21 protein-coding genes are annotated in these 21,367 nt (G+C 38.1%); 5 read left to right on the forward strand and 16 right to left on the reverse strand.

The window, feature by feature from the left end; translation table 11 throughout:
• Positions 1-52 precede the first annotated feature (52 nt).
• On the forward strand, positions 53-1,672 hold the full coding sequence (locus AC1M36_RS17110) for an SWIM zinc finger family protein (protein WP_479846066.1): 1,620 nt from the start codon (positions 53-55) through the stop codon (positions 1,670-1,672).
• A complete protein-coding gene (locus AC1M36_RS17115; RefSeq protein WP_479846067.1) occupies positions 1,656-4,412 on the forward strand; it encodes a DEAD/DEAH box helicase in 2,757 nt (918 codons plus the stop codon). The genes AC1M36_RS17110 and AC1M36_RS17115 overlap by 17 nt, the downstream gene beginning before the upstream one ends.
• 145 nt (positions 4,413-4,557) lie before the next feature.
• Here the strand turns inward: AC1M36_RS17115 and AC1M36_RS17120 are convergent, their stop codons facing one another.
• Positions 4,558-5,043, reverse strand: a complete 486-nt coding sequence (locus AC1M36_RS17120) for a VanZ family protein (RefSeq protein ID WP_336451611.1) — start codon at positions 5,041-5,043, stop codon at positions 4,558-4,560.
• 110 nt (positions 5,044-5,153) lie between these two features.
• Between AC1M36_RS17120 and AC1M36_RS17125 the strand changes: the two genes are divergently transcribed.
• Both AC1M36_RS17125 and AC1M36_RS17130 read left to right on the forward strand, forming a co-directional pair.
• Positions 5,154-5,378 (forward strand): DUF1659 domain-containing protein, encoded by a 225-nt coding sequence (locus AC1M36_RS17125; RefSeq protein ID WP_336451610.1) that lies wholly within the window; start codon positions 5,154-5,156, stop codon positions 5,376-5,378.
• A 27-nt stretch (positions 5,379-5,405) separates the two neighbouring features.
• On the forward strand, positions 5,406-5,621 hold the full coding sequence (locus AC1M36_RS17130; protein ID WP_479846068.1) for a DUF2922 domain-containing protein: 216 nt from the start codon (positions 5,406-5,408) through the stop codon (positions 5,619-5,621).
• A 20-nt stretch (positions 5,622-5,641) separates the two neighbouring features.
• Here the strand turns inward: AC1M36_RS17130 and AC1M36_RS17135 are convergent, their stop codons facing one another.
• Complete coding sequence (locus tag AC1M36_RS17135) at positions 5,642-6,040, reverse strand: DUF4359 domain-containing protein (protein WP_336451608.1); 399 nt, start codon at positions 6,038-6,040, stop codon at positions 5,642-5,644.
• A gap of 191 nt (positions 6,041-6,231) precedes the next feature.
• Here AC1M36_RS17135 and AC1M36_RS17140 point away from each other — a divergent pair, with 191 nt between their 5' ends.
• Positions 6,232-6,711 (forward strand): competence protein ComK, encoded by a 480-nt coding sequence (locus AC1M36_RS17140; RefSeq protein ID WP_479846069.1) that lies wholly within the window; start codon positions 6,232-6,234, stop codon positions 6,709-6,711.
• 49 nt (positions 6,712-6,760) lie between these two features.
• On the opposite strand, the gene AC1M36_RS17145 is transcribed toward AC1M36_RS17140, so the two are convergent.
• The 14 genes from AC1M36_RS17145 to galE form a co-directional block, all read right to left on the reverse strand.
• Complete coding sequence (locus AC1M36_RS17145; protein ID WP_336451606.1) at positions 6,761-7,228, reverse strand: sigma-70 family RNA polymerase sigma factor; 468 nt, start codon at positions 7,226-7,228, stop codon at positions 6,761-6,763.
• 387 nt (positions 7,229-7,615) lie between these two features.
• Positions 7,616-8,311 carry a YknW family membrane protein gene (gene yknW, locus AC1M36_RS17150; protein WP_336451605.1) on the reverse strand — a complete coding sequence of 232 codons (696 nt, stop codon included), beginning with the start codon at positions 8,309-8,311 and terminating at the stop codon, positions 7,616-7,618.
• 312 nt (positions 8,312-8,623) lie between these two features.
• On the reverse strand, positions 8,624-9,823 hold the full coding sequence (locus tag AC1M36_RS17155) for an ABC transporter permease (protein WP_336451604.1): 1,200 nt from the start codon (positions 9,821-9,823) through the stop codon (positions 8,624-8,626).
• A complete protein-coding gene (locus tag AC1M36_RS17160; protein WP_174100416.1) occupies positions 9,820-10,500 on the reverse strand; it encodes an ABC transporter ATP-binding protein in 681 nt (226 codons plus the stop codon). The genes AC1M36_RS17155 and AC1M36_RS17160 overlap by 4 nt, the downstream gene beginning before the upstream one ends.
• On the reverse strand, positions 10,497-11,684 hold the full coding sequence (locus tag AC1M36_RS17165) for an efflux RND transporter periplasmic adaptor subunit (protein ID WP_479846070.1): 1,188 nt from the start codon (positions 11,682-11,684) through the stop codon (positions 10,497-10,499). The genes AC1M36_RS17160 and AC1M36_RS17165 overlap by 4 nt, the downstream gene beginning before the upstream one ends.
• Positions 11,685-11,897: 213 nt before the next feature.
• Complete coding sequence (locus AC1M36_RS17170; RefSeq protein WP_479846071.1) at positions 11,898-12,329, reverse strand: hypothetical protein; 432 nt, start codon at positions 12,327-12,329, stop codon at positions 11,898-11,900.
• A 481-nt stretch (positions 12,330-12,810) separates the two neighbouring features.
• Positions 12,811-14,310: a sodium:solute symporter family protein gene (locus AC1M36_RS17175; RefSeq protein WP_336451601.1), complete on the reverse strand. Its 1,500-nt coding sequence runs from the start codon at positions 14,308-14,310 to the stop codon at positions 12,811-12,813.
• The gene (locus tag AC1M36_RS17180) at positions 14,310-14,507 is read right to left on the reverse strand and encodes a DUF3311 domain-containing protein (protein ID WP_336451600.1); all 198 of its coding nucleotides are present in this window, start codon (positions 14,505-14,507) and stop codon (positions 14,310-14,312) included. The genes AC1M36_RS17175 and AC1M36_RS17180 overlap by 1 nt, the downstream gene beginning before the upstream one ends.
• Before the next feature lie 318 nt (positions 14,508-14,825).
• A complete protein-coding gene (gene pgtP / locus AC1M36_RS17185; RefSeq protein WP_336451599.1) occupies positions 14,826-16,166 on the reverse strand; it encodes an MFS transporter in 1,341 nt (446 codons plus the stop codon).
• A 19-nt stretch (positions 16,167-16,185) separates the two neighbouring features.
• On the reverse strand, positions 16,186-17,220 hold the full coding sequence (locus AC1M36_RS17190; RefSeq protein ID WP_336451598.1) for an ABC transporter substrate-binding protein: 1,035 nt from the start codon (positions 17,218-17,220) through the stop codon (positions 16,186-16,188).
• Positions 17,217-17,999, reverse strand: a complete 783-nt coding sequence (locus tag AC1M36_RS17195; RefSeq protein ID WP_336451597.1) for a DUF3919 family protein — start codon at positions 17,997-17,999, stop codon at positions 17,217-17,219. The genes AC1M36_RS17190 and AC1M36_RS17195 overlap by 4 nt, the downstream gene beginning before the upstream one ends.
• Positions 18,000-18,065: 66 nt before the next feature.
• Positions 18,066-19,496 carry a HAMP domain-containing sensor histidine kinase gene (locus AC1M36_RS17200; protein ID WP_336451596.1) on the reverse strand — a complete coding sequence of 477 codons (1,431 nt, stop codon included), beginning with the start codon at positions 19,494-19,496 and terminating at the stop codon, positions 18,066-18,068.
• An 11-nt stretch (positions 19,497-19,507) separates the two neighbouring features.
• Positions 19,508-20,176 (reverse strand): response regulator transcription factor, encoded by a 669-nt coding sequence (locus AC1M36_RS17205; RefSeq protein WP_336451595.1) that lies wholly within the window; start codon positions 20,174-20,176, stop codon positions 19,508-19,510.
• 113 nt (positions 20,177-20,289) lie between these two features.
• Positions 20,290-21,282, reverse strand: coding sequence for a UDP-glucose 4-epimerase GalE (gene galE / locus AC1M36_RS17210; RefSeq protein ID WP_336451594.1), 993 nt, complete (start codon positions 21,280-21,282; stop codon positions 20,290-20,292).
• Between the last annotated feature and the right edge of the window lie 85 nt (positions 21,283-21,367).

Genomic DNA, 21,367 nt, shown 5'->3' on the forward strand with positions numbered 1-21,367 from the left:
TCTTTTTGTTTATAATGGTAGAGGAAAGAAATCTTTGTACGGAGGAAAACTTATGCTGCAACATTCAATTACGAAAGATGAAATTATGATGATCGCCAGTGAGTTTGTTCAAGGGCTCGATCCGCAGCAAGCAGCCGATCAAGAGCATGTTGCCACTGCTCGCCATTTATATCGTAGCGGCTTTGTTTACAACGTTGATTTTGACGGTTATACGTTATCAGGTACAGTAGATGCTGAAGGAAATGTGTATAGCGTTCATATTCCGATTCGTAATATCGCCGAAAGTTATTGTGATTGCTTTGCACCGACGCAGTGTGAGCACATGCTCGCTGTTCTGCTATCAGCTGCTTCTAGCTTTGGGCAAGTGGGAGAAGTATTAACATTATTTAAAAATAAAACGAAACCATCACTCCCCCCGATTCGAACAGCACGACAAGTATTACAATCTTCAGCATTTGAAGAAACAGATTTTAAAAGTTGGCACGCATATTTTGAATCTGAATATAGCACGTTTAAAAAAGAACAAACACGGCTCACATATAAACAAATGTATTTTCTTATGAGTATCTTTACGGACTTTTACATGAAATTAGAACGAAAAGCACCACGCGTCATTGCCATACATGAATTGTTCAAATTGCACGGCGCACTGTTTAGCTTTCAAAAGTTACTAGAAGAAATCACGGAATTTGAGACAAACAAAACGTATTCCTATCACCAACCAATTCATGTTGTTCGTCTATTTGTTGATAAAGTGGAATCCATTGTACGTGACTTAAAATCAGAATCGGTTCCGGCTGAATGTGAAACAATTTTGCAAGAAACAGCTCGCCAAGTGCATAGCATTTTCTTCTCTACCGACTCCTATACACAGGAGAGATTCTTTATTTACCGGCATATATGGGGAGAGTTGCTAGCAGAAGCAGATTGGATCCAAGAAGAAGAAACACGAATTGATGCGAAGATGAATCCAATTTCGAAGGCACTCGCCTCTTCTCACCTATTCTTTTTAAAGCAAGAAGATGACGTTGCTATGGAATTGCTCGAAACACAACCATCGCAAGTGGTCGGCCTTTATTTCGACTGGCTCGAAGAATTGCTAAGTACCATGCAGTGGGAGCGCGCCAAGAATTGGCTGTCTTTCACATATAAACAATTGAAGAAAACAATAAATGATCCGGCCGATCCTCTTTTTGTAAAAGATATCGTTCGTTTGTTCATCATGATGTACGAAACATATGCGACGCACACAAACGAACAAGCAGGTCTTGAGATGATTTTGCAAGAACTATTGCCATACAGCTTCACAAACTATGAGCAATACGTACTAGCAAAAAAACAATATGATGCATGGACAGAACTTCATCTTTTATACGGATTTGAGGCAATTGAATTGCTAAAAGAACCACTAAAAGAAATCGAAAAAGAAGCACCAGAAGCAGCTCTTCCGCTCTATCATCTCGCAGCAGTGCAAGCAATTGAAGAACGGAATCGTAAGTCATATCGCCGCGCAGTCCGCTACTTAAAGAAATTGCGTATGCTCTATAAACGGCTCAAACGAACAGATGAGTGGCACATTTTCATTGTCCAAATCGCTAACTTACATTCACGCCTAAGAGCACTTCAGGAAGAACTGCGGAAAGGAAAGTTAATCGATGATCATACAAACTGAAGTAACAATTCGGCTCCAGCACGTAAGTCAAGGGTGGTTCCTTTGGGGAGAAGATGAAACCGGCAATCTCTTACCTATAACAGATTGGAAACAAAATGCTTTCACATGGCACACGACGTCCTTCTTTGGTACCTTTTTAAAAGAAGCTTCACATGAAGGACGAAGCGGTTTCATGTTAACAAACGTCCAAGCGCTAGAATACATTGCAAAAAAACCGATGAATTCCTTTGCTGGATTACAAATTAACGGTCCTGTGACTGCGCTTATGCCTGGTGCTAAAGAGCTATGGGATCACTTTACAACCGGAAACTTTGTACCAGATATGAAGCGTTGGGGTAATAATCCATCATGGAAAGCCATCGATGTTTCAATCCAAGATGAAACGCTTGGATCACTTTTCTCACATGCGATTAATGAAACAATTCGGCAAGACGCACGCTCTAGCGAGGGCTGGGAAAATGCAAAACGGTTATATGAACACTATGACTTTACGAAAAGACAATTGGAAACAGCGCTTCATGAAGAAGATTGGTTCCGAAAGATTGGTTACATAGAAGACGATCTTCCATTTACCATCGGTCTTCGCCTCCAAGAACCACAAGATGATTTTGAAATGTGGAAGCTTGAAACAATTATTACGACAAAGCGCGGAACTCACCGAATATATGTATATAATGGCATCGATTCACTACCAAAAAGATGGCATAGCTATGAAGAACGTATTAAAGAAACCCAGGAAGGATTCGGCAAGCTAGTCCCATGGCTTCGTGAAGATGATCACTTTCGAACGGAGCTCTATGAAACAGAAGCATGGAACTTCTTAACGGAAGCGAGCAACGAATTATTAGCAGCCGGCGTTGATATCTTACTACCGTCTTGGTGGCAAAATTTAAAAGCAACGAAACCGAAGTTACGCGTTCAATTGAAGCAAAGTACAAATCAAGTGCAGTCCTTCTTTGGTATGAACACTCTCGTTGATTTTGACTGGCGCGTTTCTACAGATGGGATTGATCTGTCAGAAAGTGAATTTTTTGACCTTGTCGAACAAAATAAACGACTTTTCAATTTAAATGGACAATGGATGAGACTGGATCCTGCCTTTATTGAAGAAGTGAAAAAACTCATGAAACGCGCAGATAAATATGGGCTTGAAATGAAAGATGTCTTGCAGCAACATTTATCAAACTCTGCCGAAGTAGAAGTCGTAGAAGAAGACAATCCATTTACGGATATTGAAATCAAGCTAGATGGCTATTACGAGGAACTCATCCAAAAGCTCCTCCATATCGGAGACATTCCAAAAGTTCCAATACCATTCTCCTTAAAGGCCACACTTCGTCCATACCAAAACCATGGTGTAGAGTGGCTCTTATATTTACGAGAACTCGGGTTTGGGGCTTTGCTAGCAGATGATATGGGACTTGGGAAAAGTATCCAAACCATTACTTACTTATTATATGTAAAAGAAAAGCGTCTCCAAACAGGCCCGGCATTAATCATCGCACCGACGTCTGTTCTTGGAAATTGGCAAAAAGAATTTGAACGCTTTGCCCCGAATTTACAGGTTCAACTGCATTATGGAAGCAACCGTTCAAAAGGCGATTCATTTAAAGACTTCCTTCAAAATGCAGATGTTGTACTAACTTCTTATGCATTAGCACAACTTGATGAAGAAGAGTTAAACGCGCAGTGCTGGGATGTAATCATCTTAGATGAGGCGCAGAATATTAAGAACCCGCAAACGAAACAATCTAGAGCGGTTCGTAATTTACAAGCAAATCACAAAATCGCTTTAACAGGTACACCTGTAGAAAACCGATTAGCAGAGCTATGGTCTATTTTTGACTTCTTGAATCACGGATATCTTGGTAGCCTAGGACAATTTCAGCGCCGTTTCGTAACACCGATTGAAAAAGACCGTGATGAAGCAAAAATCCAGCAAGTACAAAGATTCATCGCACCTTTCTTACTGCGCCGAACAAAACAAGACCAAACAGTCGCATTAAACTTACCGGACAAACAAGAACAGAAAGTATACTGCCCGCTAACAGGTGAGCAAGCATCACTATATGAACAGCTCGTACAAGATACGCTGCAAAATGTTGAAGGCTTAACAGGTATTGAAAGACGCGGCTTTATTTTAATGATGCTCAGTAAGCTAAAGCAAATTTGTAATCATCCTGCTCTTTATTTAAAAGAGGAAGAACCAAAAGATATTGTGCAGCGTTCCATGAAGACCCAAACATTAATGGATCTCATTGAAAATATAAAAGATCAAAATGAAAGCTGCTTAATTTTCACTCAATATATCGGAATGGGAAATATGCTACAGAAAATATTAGAAGAGAAATTCGGTCAGCGTGTTCTCTTCCTAAATGGTAGTGTACCGAAGGCAGAACGGGATAAGATGATCGAACAATTCCAAAATGGAACATATGACATCTTCATCCTCTCATTAAAAGCTGGTGGCACCGGTCTAAATTTAACTGCCGCAAACCATGTCATTCACTATGATCGTTGGTGGAATCCAGCTGTAGAAAATCAAGCAACAGACCGCGCTTATCGCATCGGTCAAAAGCGATTTGTACATGTCCATAAACTCATTACAACAGGTACACTTGAAGAAAAAATCGATGAAATGCTAGAGCGGAAACAATCGCTAAGTAGCGCCATCATCACAAGTGACAGCTGGATGACTGAGCTATCAACAGACGAATTGAAAGAATTACTTGGTGTATAACAAGAAATGTCGCATATTGCCGAATGGTCGATATCTTATGCCGAATCGCTGATATATTCCGAGTTACAGCTGATATATCTCAAAAATCGCCGATATCCGAAGCAACATACTGAAAATATATAAAAAAAGGAGCTATCCCGAAGGGTTAGCTCCTTTTTCTATGCCAAAACCAATTGCTTATTATAATTCCTGTCAATCCGCCCGACGTATCTAAAACAGAATCTTGCCACATCGGTGTACGGTCACCGGTAAACCATTGGTGAATTTCATCGAATGTTGCATATCCAGCGACAAAAAGAAGTGCAAATAAAAAAGACCTCTTCCTCGAATACCCTGAACGATGCAATGCATAGTATGTCAATGATCCAAGCATAAAGAACACCATAAAGTGAGCTCCCTTTCGAAGGAAAAACTCAATAAAACCGCCAACACCTTTATTTTCAATACTAACTGGTGTTCCTCCGCCATAATCAATGGATACCCATGAAAAATGTTCTTTCACAAATTCCACATTCACGTACTGCTCAATATCTGAACGCATATCCTGCTTCTTGTAAGGCTGTGCTGAAGAATAAAAAATAATCCCCATCCATAGTAAAACGGGAATCCAAACTAACCATTTACGATTCATCTTTAGAAACTCCTCTCTTATTCTTCTAAGAGTACCAAAAAAAAGAAAAAATTTCACGCCAAAATATGACCGTTGCCTCCTATATATAAGACGAAAAGGGGGTGAAAAACATGGCGATCGAAACGATTGTAACTGATTTAAGCTTACGCCTTGTCCTAAACGGTGGCACAGACAACAACGGGAAAGCAATCTTAAAAAACAAACAGTTTAAACGAGTAAAACCGAACGCTGATACAGCAAAAGTCCATGAAGTGGGACTGGCTCTTGCTTCCTTACAAGGATTAAAGCTTCATGCTGTTCAACTTTTAAGCACATCTGATATTTCGAATCCGTAAATTTTAATGAAAAGGAGGTAACTGACAATGACAGCACTCGAGCTGATTTTCTTAAAAGAGGATGGAAAAATCGTCGTCTTTTCTATCGACAATCCAATTACACCTGTGAATGAACAAACCATTAGCCAAGTGATGGACACAATTCTCTCCTCTGAAATTTTCTTATCACTTAGCGGGAACACTCGTAAAAAAGGAGCACGCCTCGTTGAAAAGAAAGTATCAGAAGTAACACTTGCTCCTTAAACCAAAAAGACGAAGCTGCATCACTTTGCAGCTTCGTCTTTTTTCTTCGGCATCTCAATCGGAATAAAAATATGAGAGAACCCAACTGAAACATATTTATAGTTTTCTTTGCCTAGTGTAAATTCTGTCGTATATGTCGAGAAGAAAATATAATCATTTCGCTTTGTATAATGATTAATCAACACGTCAACTTGTGGCTCTACATATTTCTTCGCTAACTTCTTACCAATTGTTGCAAGTTCACCAACAAGTCCATCTGGATCTTCTTTTTCAACCTCTGTTAACTTTTTACTAATATCATTGCGATTCATAAATTGCTTTGCCGCCCATTCGGTATATTCCCCTTTACTCGGGTTACTGTTTGCTAAATATACGAAAAGAAGGACAACAAGTGCCATAATAATATACTTCCGTTTCATACTCTATCACCGCCTAACTGTTTCTATTTTCATATATATGTACAAGCGATGCAAATTAGAAAACTTGCTACTTATAAAAAATGAAAATCCCTCATTAATTTTTACAAACATTTACAATGTTTTAAAATTATTTTTATATTCCATCTATATACTAAAATATGTAAACAATACTTTTAAAGGAGGCTTTTGAGTTGGACGCTCCAGCTAATCTTCATGCTATTTCTAGTACTTTAATGATGCTGTTGCCTTACAAAGATCCTTTTTACCGTACTCAAATTCATACCACCAAGGGAATTCTCTACTCGCCAAAAACACCATTGGAAATAATAAAAGAACTAATTATCTCACACAATTATTCCACATACGAAGGTCGACGAAAAGCCATTATTGAAAAATGGGATTTACGACAAAATACACCTATTCCTATTAATCATCGTTGTTTTATTTGTGCCATTCCGACAAAATCACCTGCCGCTTGGGATTGTATCTGGGTCTTCTATAAAAGTATTAAAACCATCACAAAAGGCAAAGATAGTCAAGCTATACTACATTTTTGTAATGGAGACACAATAACTCTCCCCATCTCCTGCTACAAAATGAAGCAGCAATGGAGAAAAGCTGGTAATCTAATCGCTCAGATGATGCTCGATGATTTTCATAATGATTTCTAGTAGAAATGATAGCATGGAGACAAGGGATCTTGTCTCCATTTTATGCTTCCTATATCTCAGCTCGCATCTTTTTTATTGCCTGCCGATATACCCATCTTACCTGATGATACGTCATGCCCGTCTCTTCTGCAATTTCGTGTATCTTCTTTCCTGCGTAAAAACGTTCGACAATAATATGTTTCTCTTCTTCATCTAACAAACCCATAAAATCTTGAATTTCTGACGACACTTCTATTCCACATACATTTTGCAAAATTTCCTGTGAGGCGAAAGTATGCCGCTTTTGAAATCTATTTTCTTTCTTTAATTTCTCTAATAAATAGCCGCGCACTGTTACAAATGCATACGCTGAAAAAGTACCTTTCTCCTCCTCATATTTTTCATATGCCTTCCAAAGTCCAATTAGGCCGCATTGATAATACTCTTCATAATCCCGGTACAGACAAAGCTTTTTCATTTGATTTTTAATCATCTTTTCATACAACGTAACTGCCTCTGTAAAAGTAGCCGGTTTCATATCGTACCTTTTTCTAAAAGGTATACCTCTTTGTTATTCCGCGGTACCTTTACAATATAAGAAGATAAGGGAGATTTCATGGGAGGTTATTTCAAATTCTGTATAGGTAAATTCCAAATATTTGTAGAGGGAATTTGAAATACGAAGTCTAGTATTTCAAATACAAACAAAAATATATAAATTGTGGCTATGAAGAACAGAAAGAGGCTTCCACTCATTTGCTCCTTCTGTTTTTACATGGCATGGGGCGAAAAAAAGGCACTGACCGCTTCTGTACATGAGCGAATCACCTCTCCCACCTAAAAGAAAGGGTTTTATGTTGGTCTTTCAATTCGTATTTATATAAAAAAAACGGCTCCTTATCGAGCCGTTTTTTTCCACATATCCTTATCCATTGAAACTTTGCATAAGCTGTGCTAATACGATAACAATTAAACTTAAGAACGCTGCTTTAATAATAAAGAGAACGACAATTGGAACCGCAGCTTTTACTTTTCCTAACCCAGCTGTAATTTGTAACCCAATCCAAATTAAAACAATATTCCATAAGTAGAATACTTCCACTACACTACCGATTGCGTATCCTGTCGTACCTTGTTCAAATAATGGTGCCAAACTTGTATACTCAGTTGCCCCACTGCCCAAAATTAAACCTAAGATAGAATTAATAAGTCCACCAATTACAAGTGCAATATTCGCATATACAACAATGGCTAACAATTTTTTGTACGGCGTATCATTTCCAAAAAACATCATAAAGACTTTATAAACAGTTGCCACAGCAAGAGTTCCAATCATGATCCAGATGAAACCTGAACCGATCGCTTTACCAACTAAATATCCGATAGATTGTTCTTGTCCTGTGCCAAATTTCTCCTGAAGTTCAATCACCTCAGGCGATGATTGCGCCACATATGTAGCTAATCCATTTACGAGCGCCTGTAACAATGCAACCAAAAAGAACATACCCCAAACTTTATCAGTCGTTTTCATTCTCTCAAACTGCAAACCTGGAGATGTAATCATTCCTAGCAACGATGGTTTCCCTCTATCAGCCTTTTGCGTATTAACATTCGGTTCCATTCTAACAACCTCCTTGTATTTATATCACCCGTTCTAACGGGCAGTTCACTTCCTCTTTCCTAGAGACCGTGAACCGCCCACTAGAACAATGTACATCCATTTTGATTTGCAGGCATATAAGTCGCTGCTATGAAATATAAAATTGACTTACACTCTTTGTCTCTCTTTATTTTCATTTTGCATGGGCTAAAAGGGGCTCTAACCGCTTCTACCCTCCAGCAGATCCTCTCTCCCATCTAAAAAAAATGGTTTATATCTTTTTTCTATTTGTATGTGTAGTAGAAGGAAATCCCCCTCTACTACACTAGCAACCTATTCATAACGAAGTGCTTCAATCGGATCTAATTTCGCTGCTTTGTTCGCTGGAATTAACCCGAAAATAATACCAAGCGTCATCGAGAATAACACGCCTCCAACGACAACTTCCCATGAAACGAGCGGTGGCCATTTTGCAAATGAAGAAACAATATACGCGCCCCCATAGCCAAGGCCAATTCCGATTAATCCACCAAGAAGCGTTAACATAACCGCTTCAATTAAGAATTGCAGCAAGATTTTACTGCGCGTTGCTCCAAGTGCCTTACGTACACCGATTTCACGCGTACGCTCTGTTACAGATACAAGCATAATGTTCATAACCCCAATACCACCAACGACTAGTGAAATACCTGCGATACCGCCGATAATCATCGTCATAATACCAGTCATTTTTGAAATACCTTCTTGAATTTCTTTTAAATTCATCACTTCGTATTTACCAGATGCATCACTTGGCTTACGACTATTTAATACATCAGCGGCTTTTTTACCCGCTTTTTCTAAATCATCTACATTTTTCGCTTGAACAGAAATACTTTGGATTTCGTCTTTTCCATATAATGTTGGCCATAATGTAATTGGAATTAAAGCTTCCGATGGCCCCATTCCCATGAACTCATTATCTGATTTATAGACACCGATAATTTGCATCGGCTGTCCTTTCATCTCAATAATTTTGCCAACTGGATTTTCCTTTTTGAAGACCTTTTCTTCCATACTCTTACTGATCATCACGACGTTATTACCTTGCGCAATATCTGATTCTTGTAAGGAGCGACCTTTTAATACTTTTACTTTATTTACCGCGAAGTACTCACTATCTAGCCCTGTAATACTCACCATCTCTTTTTTATCCTCAATATCGAGTGGCTCCATGCTTGAATTCGTTGTAAGAACATGCGCAATCTCTGGAAGTTTTTTTATTTCAAAAATATCTTCCTCTGTTAACTTCGGCTGTTCCATCATTTCCATACCAAATGGATCATTTATATCTGCACTATATTGAATTGGAATTACGTTATTACCAGATCCAACGAACTGTGACTTCAGTGCCGCTTCCCCGCCCTGCCCAATCGCAACAACAGTAATAATGGAACCAACGCCGATAATAATCCCAAGCATCGTAAGTGCTGAGCGCAGTTTATGAGCTAGAATAGAAGATAGGGCAATTTTGATACTATCTAGTAAACTCATACCGCACACCTTCTATCTTCTGTAATTTTTCCGTCTCTTAGCACGATTCGGCGCGAAGAATATGCCGCAACTTCCTCTTCATGTGTAACCATAACAATCGTCGTACCTTCTTCATTTAACTTTGTGAAAATGTCCATAACTTGCTGTCCAGACTTCGTATCAAGGGCACCAGTTGGCTCATCGGCCATAATAAACGTCGGATCATTCGCGATAGAACGAGCGATCGCCACACGCTGCTTTTGCCCACCTGAAAGTTCGCTTGGCAAATGATGCACACGATCGGACAATCCGACCTTCCCAAGTGCCTCAAGAGCTCTTTGTCGGCGCTCTGCTTTCTTCACACCGCCATAAATAAGCGGAAGTTCAACGTTTTCCACTGCTGATAGACGCGGCAGTAAATTAAAGTGCTGAAATACAAAGCCGATATATTCATTACGAATAAGAGCTAGTTTTGCCTCGTCTGCTGTTAAGATATTCACATCGTTTAACATATATTCGCCTTCTGTTGGACGATCTAAACAACCGATAATATTCATAAGCGTTGATTTCCCAGAACCAGACGGTCCCATAATAGAAACAAACTCACCGCTTTGAATCGTTAAACTAATACCATGTAAAATCGGTACCGCGAGTTTCCCTTGATAATATGTTTTATGAATATTGTTTAGCGTAATCATTTTTCTTTCACTTCCATTCCGTCATATACATTGTCGGAAGGATTTTTAACCACCTTTTGCCCCACTGTTACGCCTTCAAGAACTTCTGTCCAATCTCCGTCAGTAGAACCTTTTTTCACATTTTGTTTACGAAGTTTTCCTTTTTCTTCTACATAAACAAATGGTTCACCATCTTTTTCTACAATGCTCTTACTAGGAACAGCAATCATCTTCTTATTTTCTAAGCTTACTTGCAGTGATACGTGATAGCCTGGAGATAAACCTTCTTGTCCATCAAGACTTGCTTTATATGTATACTGAGACATGTTTTGTGTTCCCTCAGCACCAGCTGCTTGCGCCATCTCTGCACTTGTTGGGAATTCACTTACTTCTGTAATTTTCCCTGTCCATTTCTTCTTACTATTCGCTTTTGCTGTTGCAGTAAATGTTTGATCCTTTTGAATTTGTGATTTTTGAAGTTCTGTTAATGTCCCTTGAATTTGGAACGGATCTTTAGAGGCGATTTGTAAAAATGATTTTCCTTGTCCACCCACTGCTTGCGCTGAACTTTGTGCTGCATCTTTATCTAGCTTTTTTACAACACCAGCGAAATTGCTATAAATTGTGAGTTCACCTTGTTTTTTCTTTAACTCTTGGGATTGTAATTGTCCTTTTTCTTTCTCAAGATCAATTGTTTTTTGTCCCATTTCTAATTCACTTACTTGCTCTTCCATAGGATCTGTTACTTCTTTGCCAGCACCGCTATCTTTCGCTTTTTTAATCTCTTTCTTTAATGAATCTATTTTCTTTTTCCCTTGATCATAGCGCATATTTGCCATTTTTTGATCAAGCTCAGCTTGCTTCAACTGTAAGTTAATTTCTTCATTATCATAAGAGAATAATTTCGTTCCTTTTTCTACCTCTTGCCCTTCTTTCACTGCAATATCTTTTACTTTTCCTTTGCTCGGATCTGCGTAGAAGCTCTCAATATTTCCAGGTTTTACTTGCCCAGAAATCAATTTCGTATTATTGAGTGTACGTTCTGTTACTTTCTCAAAGCTAACAGCGTCTCCTTTTGCCGCCCCCTTTTTCTTCCCTTGCACCATAAAAATATTGACTGCTACAATGGCAACAATTAATGCAATAACCCCAATGATAATCCATTTCTTCTTTTTGTTTGGAGTACGAACGGTATTTGGTAACATATTCTCGCTCCTTCTATATCGTTATATAGTATTTCTAGGATTATATAAAACTTTCAGAAAACTGCAACTATACTTTTACATTATTACGCTTTCTTTACAAAGTTTTACACCATCACTTATATTGTAACAAAAATACCAATCTTTAGAAATATAACAACTTATCTTTTAAGCAAGTTTTAAGAAACATAAAAAACCGCCCTACATAAGGCGGTTTCAGTGTTTCTTCCAAGTGCTCGATTTCGTTTCGCCCAAATCATACTCTAACGGAAGAGTTGTTACGTCTTTTCTCATCTCACGCGGAATATTCTTTTCTACCATTTGAAACGCCTCATACTCATCAGTTCGCATTGCCCTTTGAACAATGCCTTCTTGGTTATTACCTTGCTTATCTAACATCCAGCCCGTTTCACTATTTAACTGTTTGCGAAATTCCTCTTTTTCCTCTTCATCTGGAAACATGCTTCCATTCACTTTCAAATATGTCTCCACCCTCATCGGAAACCACTCTACTTCATAATCTTCTACTAAACAAATCGAAAGTCCTATCGGCGTACTACGAACGACAAAATCAAATGTACAATCTTGCTGTGTGACCGTTGCAGAACAGAATAAAAACGCCTCTACCTCTGATACAAAAATCCCCAACTTTCAGCATCTCCTTTATACATATTAATTCGCCTTGCTTATTTCCACTAAATTTTAACATTTGTTTTTGAAGATATTGTAAAATGAATGTTAAATTTCTATATAACGGAATTAAAAACAATACAAACTGGAGGAATAAGCGTGAAGAATTATTTCCTAATTATCGAATTCCCTAATACTCTATTGAGCTTTATAGAGAAAATTTCATATAAATATCTCCTTAAAAAATTAGTATGACAAAACACGATTTTTCCTAACTATCTTGTTTTTACACAAATGTTTGATTAAAAAAGAGAACCTATCAATTGATAGATTCTCCTTCCATAAACGATTATGCAATTTTACCTTCAGGACCTTTTCTCCCATGTCCACGTTGAACGATCAACGATAACATCAATCGCTACGTTTGCTACAAGACTCTCTTCACTGATTAAAGTTTCACTTTATTAGATCACTCCAAAATTTTCATAGAAGATGCGCATTATGCTCCTTTTTCTGCATGTAGATGTGCAGTTTCTTTTTCGTCAAATAGATGCTGAATCACTAGGTTTGATTTATTTGTTGTTTTCTTTACGAATAAAGGATTGAGAATAACAAGAGATAGAACGTTTGCAGTTAATCCCCAAAAACCTTCATAGACTCCGAAAGAATACCCCGTTGCATATACGGTAAAAGTAGTAACTAAACCGATGATGAGCCCGATAATAGTTGCTTCTTTTGATTGGTTTCTCCAAAACAAACTAATAACGATGGCCGGAAAGATTTGTACCATACCAGATACGCCTAAAAGCTGCAGTGATACAAGGGCAGTTGGGAACAATAATCCAAATAGCAAAGCAAGTCCGATGACAACAAACACCATCATCCGGTTCACAAGCGTTAAACGACTACCATCTACCTTTGGATTCATGAGATCCCGATAAATGTTATTTGCAAACAAATTGGAAGCACCAATTGCCATGATGGAACAAGGAATTAAAGAAGCTAAAGCAATTGTCGAATATGCCAACCCTTGCGCTACCCCGCCATAAGAAGTTTGAATGAGATGTAATAAAGCAAAGCGTGGGTTTGTCTCTTCTGGCAGTACAAGAAATGCAATAAAACCAAGAAAAATAACGAGTATTAGTACGATATTGTATAAAGGTAGATACATTGAATTTTTTCGAATAGCATCAGCACTTTTAGCGGTAAATACACCTGTTGCTGCATGTGCCCACATAAATAATGCAAGAGCTGATACGAGAGATGCTGTTATAAACCATACAATCCCTTTTGGTCCTGCATCTGGAATCGTTAACAGTTGTGGTGCCTCAGTGGCAAGTGTATGTATCATAGGATTCCAACCGCCAAAATGGATAATAGGAAGTGAAACAACCATAAATAACATAATGGCCCAAACGAGAATATCTTTAATAATTGCAGTATATGCCGGTCCTTTAATGCCGCTAAAGAATGTATAAAGGGCAACAAGAAGAAAAGAAATAATGACGACTACCTTTACATTAATATAACCTGCACCAGCTACTTGAAGCGTATCTTGAATACCGCTTAATTGTAAATCAATATAAGGAATTAGCATACATACACCGACAATGGCAATGAGTGAAGAGAGCAACTTACTATTAAAGCGTTCTCTCGCATAATCTGCAAGAGTCGTTAATTTATGTACACTTGCAACTTTCCAGAGCTTTGGAAGGAAAAAATAAGCGATAAAATAGGCTAAAACAGAATAAGGAATCGCAAAGAAAGCGATACTGCCACCTTTATATGCAGTACTCGTTAATCCTAGAAATGTATAAGCGGTATATAAATCTGCACCAACTAAAAACCAGACAAGCAGTCCGCCAAATCGTCTGCCTCCTACAGACCATTCTTCTACAGAACTTCGTGCGGATTTATTCCGCCCTGCTAGAAATCCAATTAGAACGACAGTTAGTACAATGAAAGCAGTGATACTTAATGCTGTTATGTTTCCTTTCATTACAGAGAACCTCCTTGTGACTTATGTAGAGAATAAATACCAAATGTACATAATGGTGTTAACACAATCCATAAAAATAACCAAAAGTGCAAAAAAGGCAAGCCAATTATAAATGGCTCAATTCGATTAGCGAAAGGTAATAATACCAACTGTAGAAAAGGAATTAAAAAAAGAATGAAAATTGCGAACTTTTTCAATGTAATAAACCTCCTTTCTTAAAATAATGAATCCTAAAAATGAATTTAATGGTCATTATAGCAGTATTAAACTACTAGAACAAGAAAAAATTTAGAATTTACAGAATTATCTTTTATAAAATATTAAAAATGTTATTATATAAAACTGATAGGGACACGTATGAAGTAAAAAATCGCATCAGGATTAGTGCGAATGGAGAGGGAAAACAAATTCGAATTTTATCTTATAGTATGGAGTGATTGACTACTAAAATTTTAAACAAACGTTTGATTAAAAAAGAGAACCTATCAATTGATAGATTCTCCTTCCATAAACGATTATGCAATTTTACCTTCAGGACCTTTTCTCTCATGTCCACGTTGAACAATCAATAAGAATAATGTTGATAAAATACCGCCTGCTAATAGCAAGATGAAGCAACCGTCCCAACCAGAGCTATCAACCATGAATCCAATGACTAAGTTTGCTGTAAGACTTCCTCCTACATAAGCGAATAGACCACACATACCAACCGTTGTACCTACTGCAAATTTCGGAACTAACTCCATTGCACTTAAACCAATTAAGAACTGAGGTACATAAATTAAACAACCAATGATTGAAACCGCAATACTTACAACAAGTACGCTAGATGCTTGCCAATATACAAACGTTCCAATAACAACACCAGCCATACTAATAATACATAACGGCATACGTTTACCTTTAAATAATTTATCACTTAAGAAACCGACGATTAATGAACTTGGAATCGCAGCTGCTTCAAAGATAGAAAATGCTGCATGTGCCTCTGCTTTTGTAAATCCTTTAACAGTTGTTAAATAGATTGGTACCCAGTTAATTACACCGAAACGAATTAAATATACAAATGCATTTGCAATACATAAATACCAAACAAATTTGTTTTTCAATACATATTTCACCAAAATTTCTTTTGGTGACATTTTGTTGACATTTTCTGCCTTCTCAAGATTTTCATAATCATTGCGGTATTCTTCAATTGGTGGAAGACCGACAGATTCTGGTGTGTCCTTCGCATTTATCCACATAAGAACTGAAATTACCATTGCAATTATCGCCGGGAAGATAAACACGCCGGCTTGCCAATGACTTTCACCGAAAATACCAACACCAATTCCAACAAGCGGTGGTACAAGCATCGCACCAACATTATGTGAAATATTCCAAAGTCCTGTTTTTGTACCGCGCTCTTTCTTCGAGAACCACTTTGCCATTACGGTACTACAAGGCGGTGCTCCCATCCCTTGGAAAATATTATTGAAAACTAATAATGTTAAAATCATTCCAAATGAAGATGCAAAACCAAAACAAATATTTATAATTGCCGATAAGAATAAACCAACCGCAATAAAACGCTGAGCATACGCTTTATCTGATAAATTCCCCATAAAGAACTTACTTAGCCCATACACAATCGCCACAACGGAACCTAATAAACCAATTTCCGTTGTACTAAAACCGTATTCTTTCATTAAATACGTACTAGATAACGTAAAGTTACTACGAACTAAATAATACGCTGCATATCCAACTGAAATACCGATTAACATACGAATACGAAGGAGTCTGTATACTTTATCAATCATATTCGCTGGCAATCTTTCTATAGCTGGTGCTGGTTTTAACCACTTAAACATACCATCTCTTCTCCTTTTCTCATTTCTGAGAGAGACGTTGTCTATTCCATATCTCGATGACCCCACTATTTGATATATCCTTATTTGTTCTTCTAACAGGCTGACCTTCTATTTGTTTCTCGTTCTTCGTAAGCATCGTTGGTATGCCAAACGAAACCTTTTCTAAAATATGCCCCGCTTCTTCTGATAAACAATAATCAATAAATAAATCCGCTATAATACCACTCGGTGCATGTTTCAGTTTCGAAATCGCATTGACAGATAATCCTGTCTGCGCTGGAACTTTGCTTACAATCGGAAAGCCTTGTTTTTGAAGCATCCGTTGATCTCCCATAAAATTAATACCGATCATATATTCACCGCTCGCAACATACTCTGCAGGCATATAGCCATTCATCGTCACTTCTGCCACTTGCTCAGCAAGACCCTTTACATAATCGTTCGCCTCTTCTTCGCCGAACATATCAATAAGTGACCCGAAAAATGTATATGCTGTTCCTGATATATTTGGGTCGGGCATGACAATCTTTCCGGCATACGCAGGGTGTAATAAGTCTTTCCACTCTGATGGATAGGAAAGACCAAGCGGCTCTATCTCCTGCTTCCACCGCTCTTTATTTATAGCGATAGCAAGCTGCTCTACTTCATAGCCATACCAAAAACTATCTTTGTCTTTAACCGTTTTTGAAATGCTAGTTGCATGCTTACTTGTAACAGGAATTGATAAGTCCTTTTGCTTCATCATTTGATGTGCGTCTACTGTGCCGCCAATGATGATATCCGCCTTCGGGTTTCTCGCTTCCTCTTCTACCCTTCTAAGAATCTCTTCGGTAGAAAGACGAATAAATTCATACGTGCACCCGCGTGGTTTACAAAATGATGATAGAAGCGCTTCACCGACTTCTTCACGAGCCGCTACATACGCAACAAGATGGCGATCTTTTAAATTTGGAAGACCATTTTTACTATATTTGATAGAGGTAGTATCTCGAGAGCAACTAGACATCGCTCCTCCAATTACTAGCAAAAAGAAGAAAAAGGCTATCTTTCTCATGAAACATTCTCCTTTACAAATAGATTTGCTAGGGAGCCCTTCATATACATCACATTCCCATTATTATCGCCAAGGTATTGCACGACAAAGTAAGAAGGATATACAGAAATCGTTAAAATATCCTCGCGTTCATTCTTCACATACTTACCATTTTGATAAGCGGTAATATAGACGATTGGATCCTTCTGCGATTGCAGTAATTTCTGAATTTCTCCGTAATCTGTAATTTGCTTCGCTTGCCGAATAGAATCAAGTATTGGCGCAAGATTCGTCGTAAGCACTACGTCGCCTCTCCTCACGATAACTTCCTTTGCCTCCGCAAAAAAATTGCTAATAGATTCTGGCGTATAATACAAGCTCAGCAAATATGTTTGAAATGCGGAAATCATTGGATCCATTCCTTGCTTTCCGTATACGTTTGTCCCGTACTGGAACAAGTCACCTACTGCAAAAGTACGCCTATGCCCATTCAAGTACGTTACTTCTCCAGTAAATACTTGTTCGCGTGCCTTCGCTTCTGTTTGCTCCATTCGAATCTTGTCAAAGAATGAAACAATCGCATGTAGACGAACTTCATCTGTTACAACTACTTCTCCCCACTTCTCATGTTTTACTCTCACTTCAGTAGGAAGAGATTCACTTGCTCTTTCTAAAACGACCTGCTTGTCATCCAGAATTGTAACGCGGTTATACAATTGCTTTTCTATTACATAAAACAAAATGAGAGCAGCAATCGTACAAAAGACAAACAAGAGAATTTGAAATGATAGCCTTTTCATTTCTGCCTACCTCCACAATAAAAAAACGTTGTTTCGAAAATACCGCATAATTGTTTCATAAATGTATCATTTAACCGCTTTCAAGTTTTTTATATCTTCCATGCGTCTTGGCAATAAAAATGTGATCGCAATCATCGTTCCCATTTCCTCACTACTTTCAATTCGCATGCTTCCGCCTTGCTTGTTCATAATCTCCTGACAAATGAACAAACCATATCCATTTCCATAACTAGAAGAGAGTACTTTCCCTTTAGAAGAACGATTCCATTCTGCAAGTATCACTTCATCTATACCAATCCCATCATCATGAATGAGAACTGTTGCTTCCTCTTCATTTACAACAACATTCATCCTCATCTGCGTAGCATCACTATATTTAATCGCATTATCAAACACATTTAAGAAAATCTGCTTCGTCTTATCAAAATCTGCAACGACATGTGTCTCTATTAATTCATTCATAACTTCTATCTCATATTGCTCTAGACGAGGCTTCACAATCGAAATAGCTTCTTCCGCAATTTTCTTTATATCGACAATCGTCGGAGAGACTTCAAACGTACTCGTTCCGTACTTCGAAGATTGTAACAATTCCTCAACGAGTGATAATAGACGATGACTTTCAATCGAAACATAATGAAGACTTTCCTCTACATCCCGCGAAGACTCCAGTTTCGGAATTAAATCTACATAGCCAATAATCGCAGTAAGCGGTGTTTTCAGCTCATGTGTAATTCGGTCTAAGAAATCCTTTTGCTTCTCCTTCTCTTCCTTTAGCTGCGTTATATGCAGTTCAATCGCATCAGCCATCGCATTGAAAGACGCTGATAACTGGGCAATTTCTACATACTCATTTAGCTCAATTTTACTTTTATAATCCCCATTTGCGAGCCGCTTTGCCATTTGTCTTAACTGATCAATTGGCTTATGAAGAGATTTCGCTAAACGAATCGCAAAGAAAATCCCGCCAGTTGCTAAACAAATTGATGTAATGAGAAATGTCCAGCTCACATTCGTTAACACTTCTTTCTCATCTTGTAATTCATTGATAAAGCGAATCGCTCCGATGACATCGCTTCCATAATAAACCGGACTCGAGAATAAAAGAAGTGGCGCTGGATCACCATTTTCAAACACATATGCCTTCTTTCCACGTAACGACTGGTCAATATCTACATTCTTATAAAGCAAGGCTCCTTTTTCTGTATCGGCAACAACATCACCATTTTTCCCAATCATCTGCACACGAACATCCATCCGCTTCGCTAAATAAGAAGCAATAAGCAGTGAGTTTGGTCCAAGTGTCTCCATATCTGCTTCCTTCTCTAAATAGTTCATCGTATAAATTTGTGCTTCTACACTTAACTTTTCTAAAGAGCTTGCCGCATTATGATACATATTCTTTTCTAGTGTAATGTAAATTACCGTATAAAGAAGAAACAAAATCGGAATGAATAACCCTACTATACCAAGTACCATATTTCGTTTTAACGACATCTTATCACCTTTTAACACTCTAACTTATATCCAACGCCATAAATCGTCTTAATACTTTCACCGCTTGCCCCAAGCTTCTTCCGAAGGCGCTGCACCATAATATCCACCGCTCTCGTATTTCCTGTGTACTCAAAACCCCACACTTTCTCTAATAGCTCGTCACGCATAAATACGCGCTGCGGATGTGAAGCAAACAACTGGCATAAATTAAACTCACGGTACGTTAAATCAATTTCTTCCCCGTTCACATGCACTTTTCGTTCCTTCGGATAAATGACGATCTCACCAGTGCAAATCACCTCTTGCTGACTTCTCCCTCGCTTCGCCATGCGCCGGGCCATATTCTTCACCCGAAGAATTAACTCTGCATGATTAAACGGCTTCGTTACATAATCATCTGCACCAAGCTGAAGTCCGAGCAACTTATCATTCATCTGACTCTTCGCCGTTAACATAAGTACAGGAATATCTCGGTCCTTCTCCCTAAATACGCGAAGCAATTCATAACCATCCGTATCTGGAAGCATCACATCTAAAATCAATACATCCGGCTCTTCATTCCATCTTTGCAAAGCTTCATTTCCATCAGCTGCGGTAAGTACTTCATATCCTTCCATCTCTAGCTGCATACGAATCAAATTTCGAATGCTCGATTCATCATCAACAACAAGTATCTTCATATATATACCCTCCTTTCGCAGTACATTTTAGTATAGCAAATATCTTATGCAAAAAGAGAGTGCATTGTCGAACATATGTTGAACGACAATACACTCTCTTCTATACATCATTTTTACTTCTCATATCCATGCGGCTTGCTTTGATGCCAATTCCACGCATGTTCAATAATTGTTTTCACATCTGTATATTGCGGATTCCAGCCTAATTTTTCTTTTGCTTTTTGAGAAGATGCAACAAGGCGCGCTGGGTCTCCAGCTCTTCTTGGCGCAACTTCTGCTGGAATTTCATGATTTGTTACTTCACGAACTGCTTCAACAATTTCTTTTACACTAAATCCGTTTCCGTTACCTAAGTTATAAAAGTCACTGTCTCCGCCATTTTGTAAATCTTGAAGTCCAAGGAAGTGAGCTGCTACTAAATCATCAACATGGATATAGTCACGAATACATGTACCATCTGGTGTATTATAATCATCACCAAACATCATGATTTTCTCGCGTTGTCCTAAAGCTACTTGCAGTACAAGCGGAATTAAATGCGTTTCAGGGCGATGGTCTTCACCGATGATACCGCTTGGCGTTGCACCAGCTACGTTAAAGTATCTAAAGATTTTATATTTTAAATTAGAAGCTTGGCTATACCAATGTAACATTTTTTCAATCGCTAATTTTGTTTCACCATATGTGTTCGTAGGATTTGTCGGTGTTTCTTCTGAAATTAACGCAACATCTACATCTCCATATGTTGCGGCAGTTGATGAGAAGATAAATTTATCAATTTTAAACTCATCCATTACCTCTAGTAAGCATAGTGCACCATATACGTTGTTATTATAGTATTGAAGCGGTTTTTCCATGCTCACACCAACTAAAGAGTCCGCTGCAAAATGCATCACTGCGTCAATTGTTTCTTGTTTAAACACGTCTCTTAAGAAACCTTTATCGCGAAGATCGCCTTTATAAAATTTCACGCCTTCTGCAATTGCATCTTCATGACCTGTTTGCAAGTTATCTACTACGATTACAGATTTTCCTTCATCCACTAACTTTTTCACAGCGTGAGAACCAATATAACCAGCTCCGCCACAAACTAAAATAGAACCCATATTTTCCACCCAACTTTTCATTTTTTTAATCTATAGAATATAGCTTATCTACTTTTATTTTATATGGCAAGGAAAATTCCAATTA

It is taken from the genome of Bacillus sp. Medicinal_06 (assembly GCF_056711665.1).

Coding starts and splice junctions, on each gene's coding strand:
- AC1M36_RS17115 (WP_479846067.1), top strand. CDS start 1,656: ATGATCATACAAACTGAAGTAACAATTCGGCTCCAGCACGTAAGTCAA.
- pgtP (WP_336451599.1), bottom strand. CDS start 16,166: ATGTTTAAGTGGTTAAAACCAGCACCAGCTATAGAAAGATTGCCAGCG.
- AC1M36_RS17190 (WP_336451598.1), bottom strand. CDS start 17,220: ATGAGAAAGATAGCCTTTTTCTTCTTTTTGCTAGTAATTGGAGGAGCG.
- AC1M36_RS17175 (WP_336451601.1), bottom strand. CDS start 14,310: ATGAAAGGAAACATAACAGCATTAAGTATCACTGCTTTCATTGTACTA.
- AC1M36_RS17165 (WP_479846070.1), bottom strand. CDS start 11,684: ATGTTACCAAATACCGTTCGTACTCCAAACAAAAAGAAGAAATGGATT.
- AC1M36_RS17195 (WP_336451597.1), bottom strand. CDS start 17,999: ATGAAAAGGCTATCATTTCAAATTCTCTTGTTTGTCTTTTGTACGATT.
- AC1M36_RS17110 (WP_479846066.1), top strand. CDS start 53: ATGCTGCAACATTCAATTACGAAAGATGAAATTATGATGATCGCCAGT.
- yknW (WP_336451605.1), bottom strand. CDS start 8,311: ATGGAACCGAATGTTAATACGCAAAAGGCTGATAGAGGGAAACCATCG.
- AC1M36_RS17155 (WP_336451604.1), bottom strand. CDS start 9,823: ATGAGTTTACTAGATAGTATCAAAATTGCCCTATCTTCTATTCTAGCT.
- AC1M36_RS17200 (WP_336451596.1), bottom strand. CDS start 19,496: ATGTCGTTAAAACGAAATATGGTACTTGGTATAGTAGGGTTATTCATT.
- AC1M36_RS17125 (WP_336451610.1), top strand. CDS start 5,154: ATGGCGATCGAAACGATTGTAACTGATTTAAGCTTACGCCTTGTCCTA.
- AC1M36_RS17160 (WP_174100416.1), bottom strand. CDS start 10,500: ATGATTACGCTAAACAATATTCATAAAACATATTATCAAGGGAAACTC.
- AC1M36_RS17130 (WP_479846068.1), top strand. CDS start 5,406: ATGACAGCACTCGAGCTGATTTTCTTAAAAGAGGATGGAAAAATCGTC.
- AC1M36_RS17145 (WP_336451606.1), bottom strand. CDS start 7,228: ATGAAACCGGCTACTTTTACAGAGGCAGTTACGTTGTATGAAAAGATG.
- galE (WP_336451594.1), bottom strand. CDS start 21,282: ATGGGTTCTATTTTAGTTTGTGGCGGAGCTGGTTATATTGGTTCTCAC.
- AC1M36_RS17120 (WP_336451611.1), bottom strand. CDS start 5,043: ATGAATCGTAAATGGTTAGTTTGGATTCCCGTTTTACTATGGATGGGG.
- AC1M36_RS17135 (WP_336451608.1), bottom strand. CDS start 6,040: ATGAAACGGAAGTATATTATTATGGCACTTGTTGTCCTTCTTTTCGTA.
- AC1M36_RS17205 (WP_336451595.1), bottom strand. CDS start 20,176: ATGAAGATACTTGTTGTTGATGATGAATCGAGCATTCGAAATTTGATT.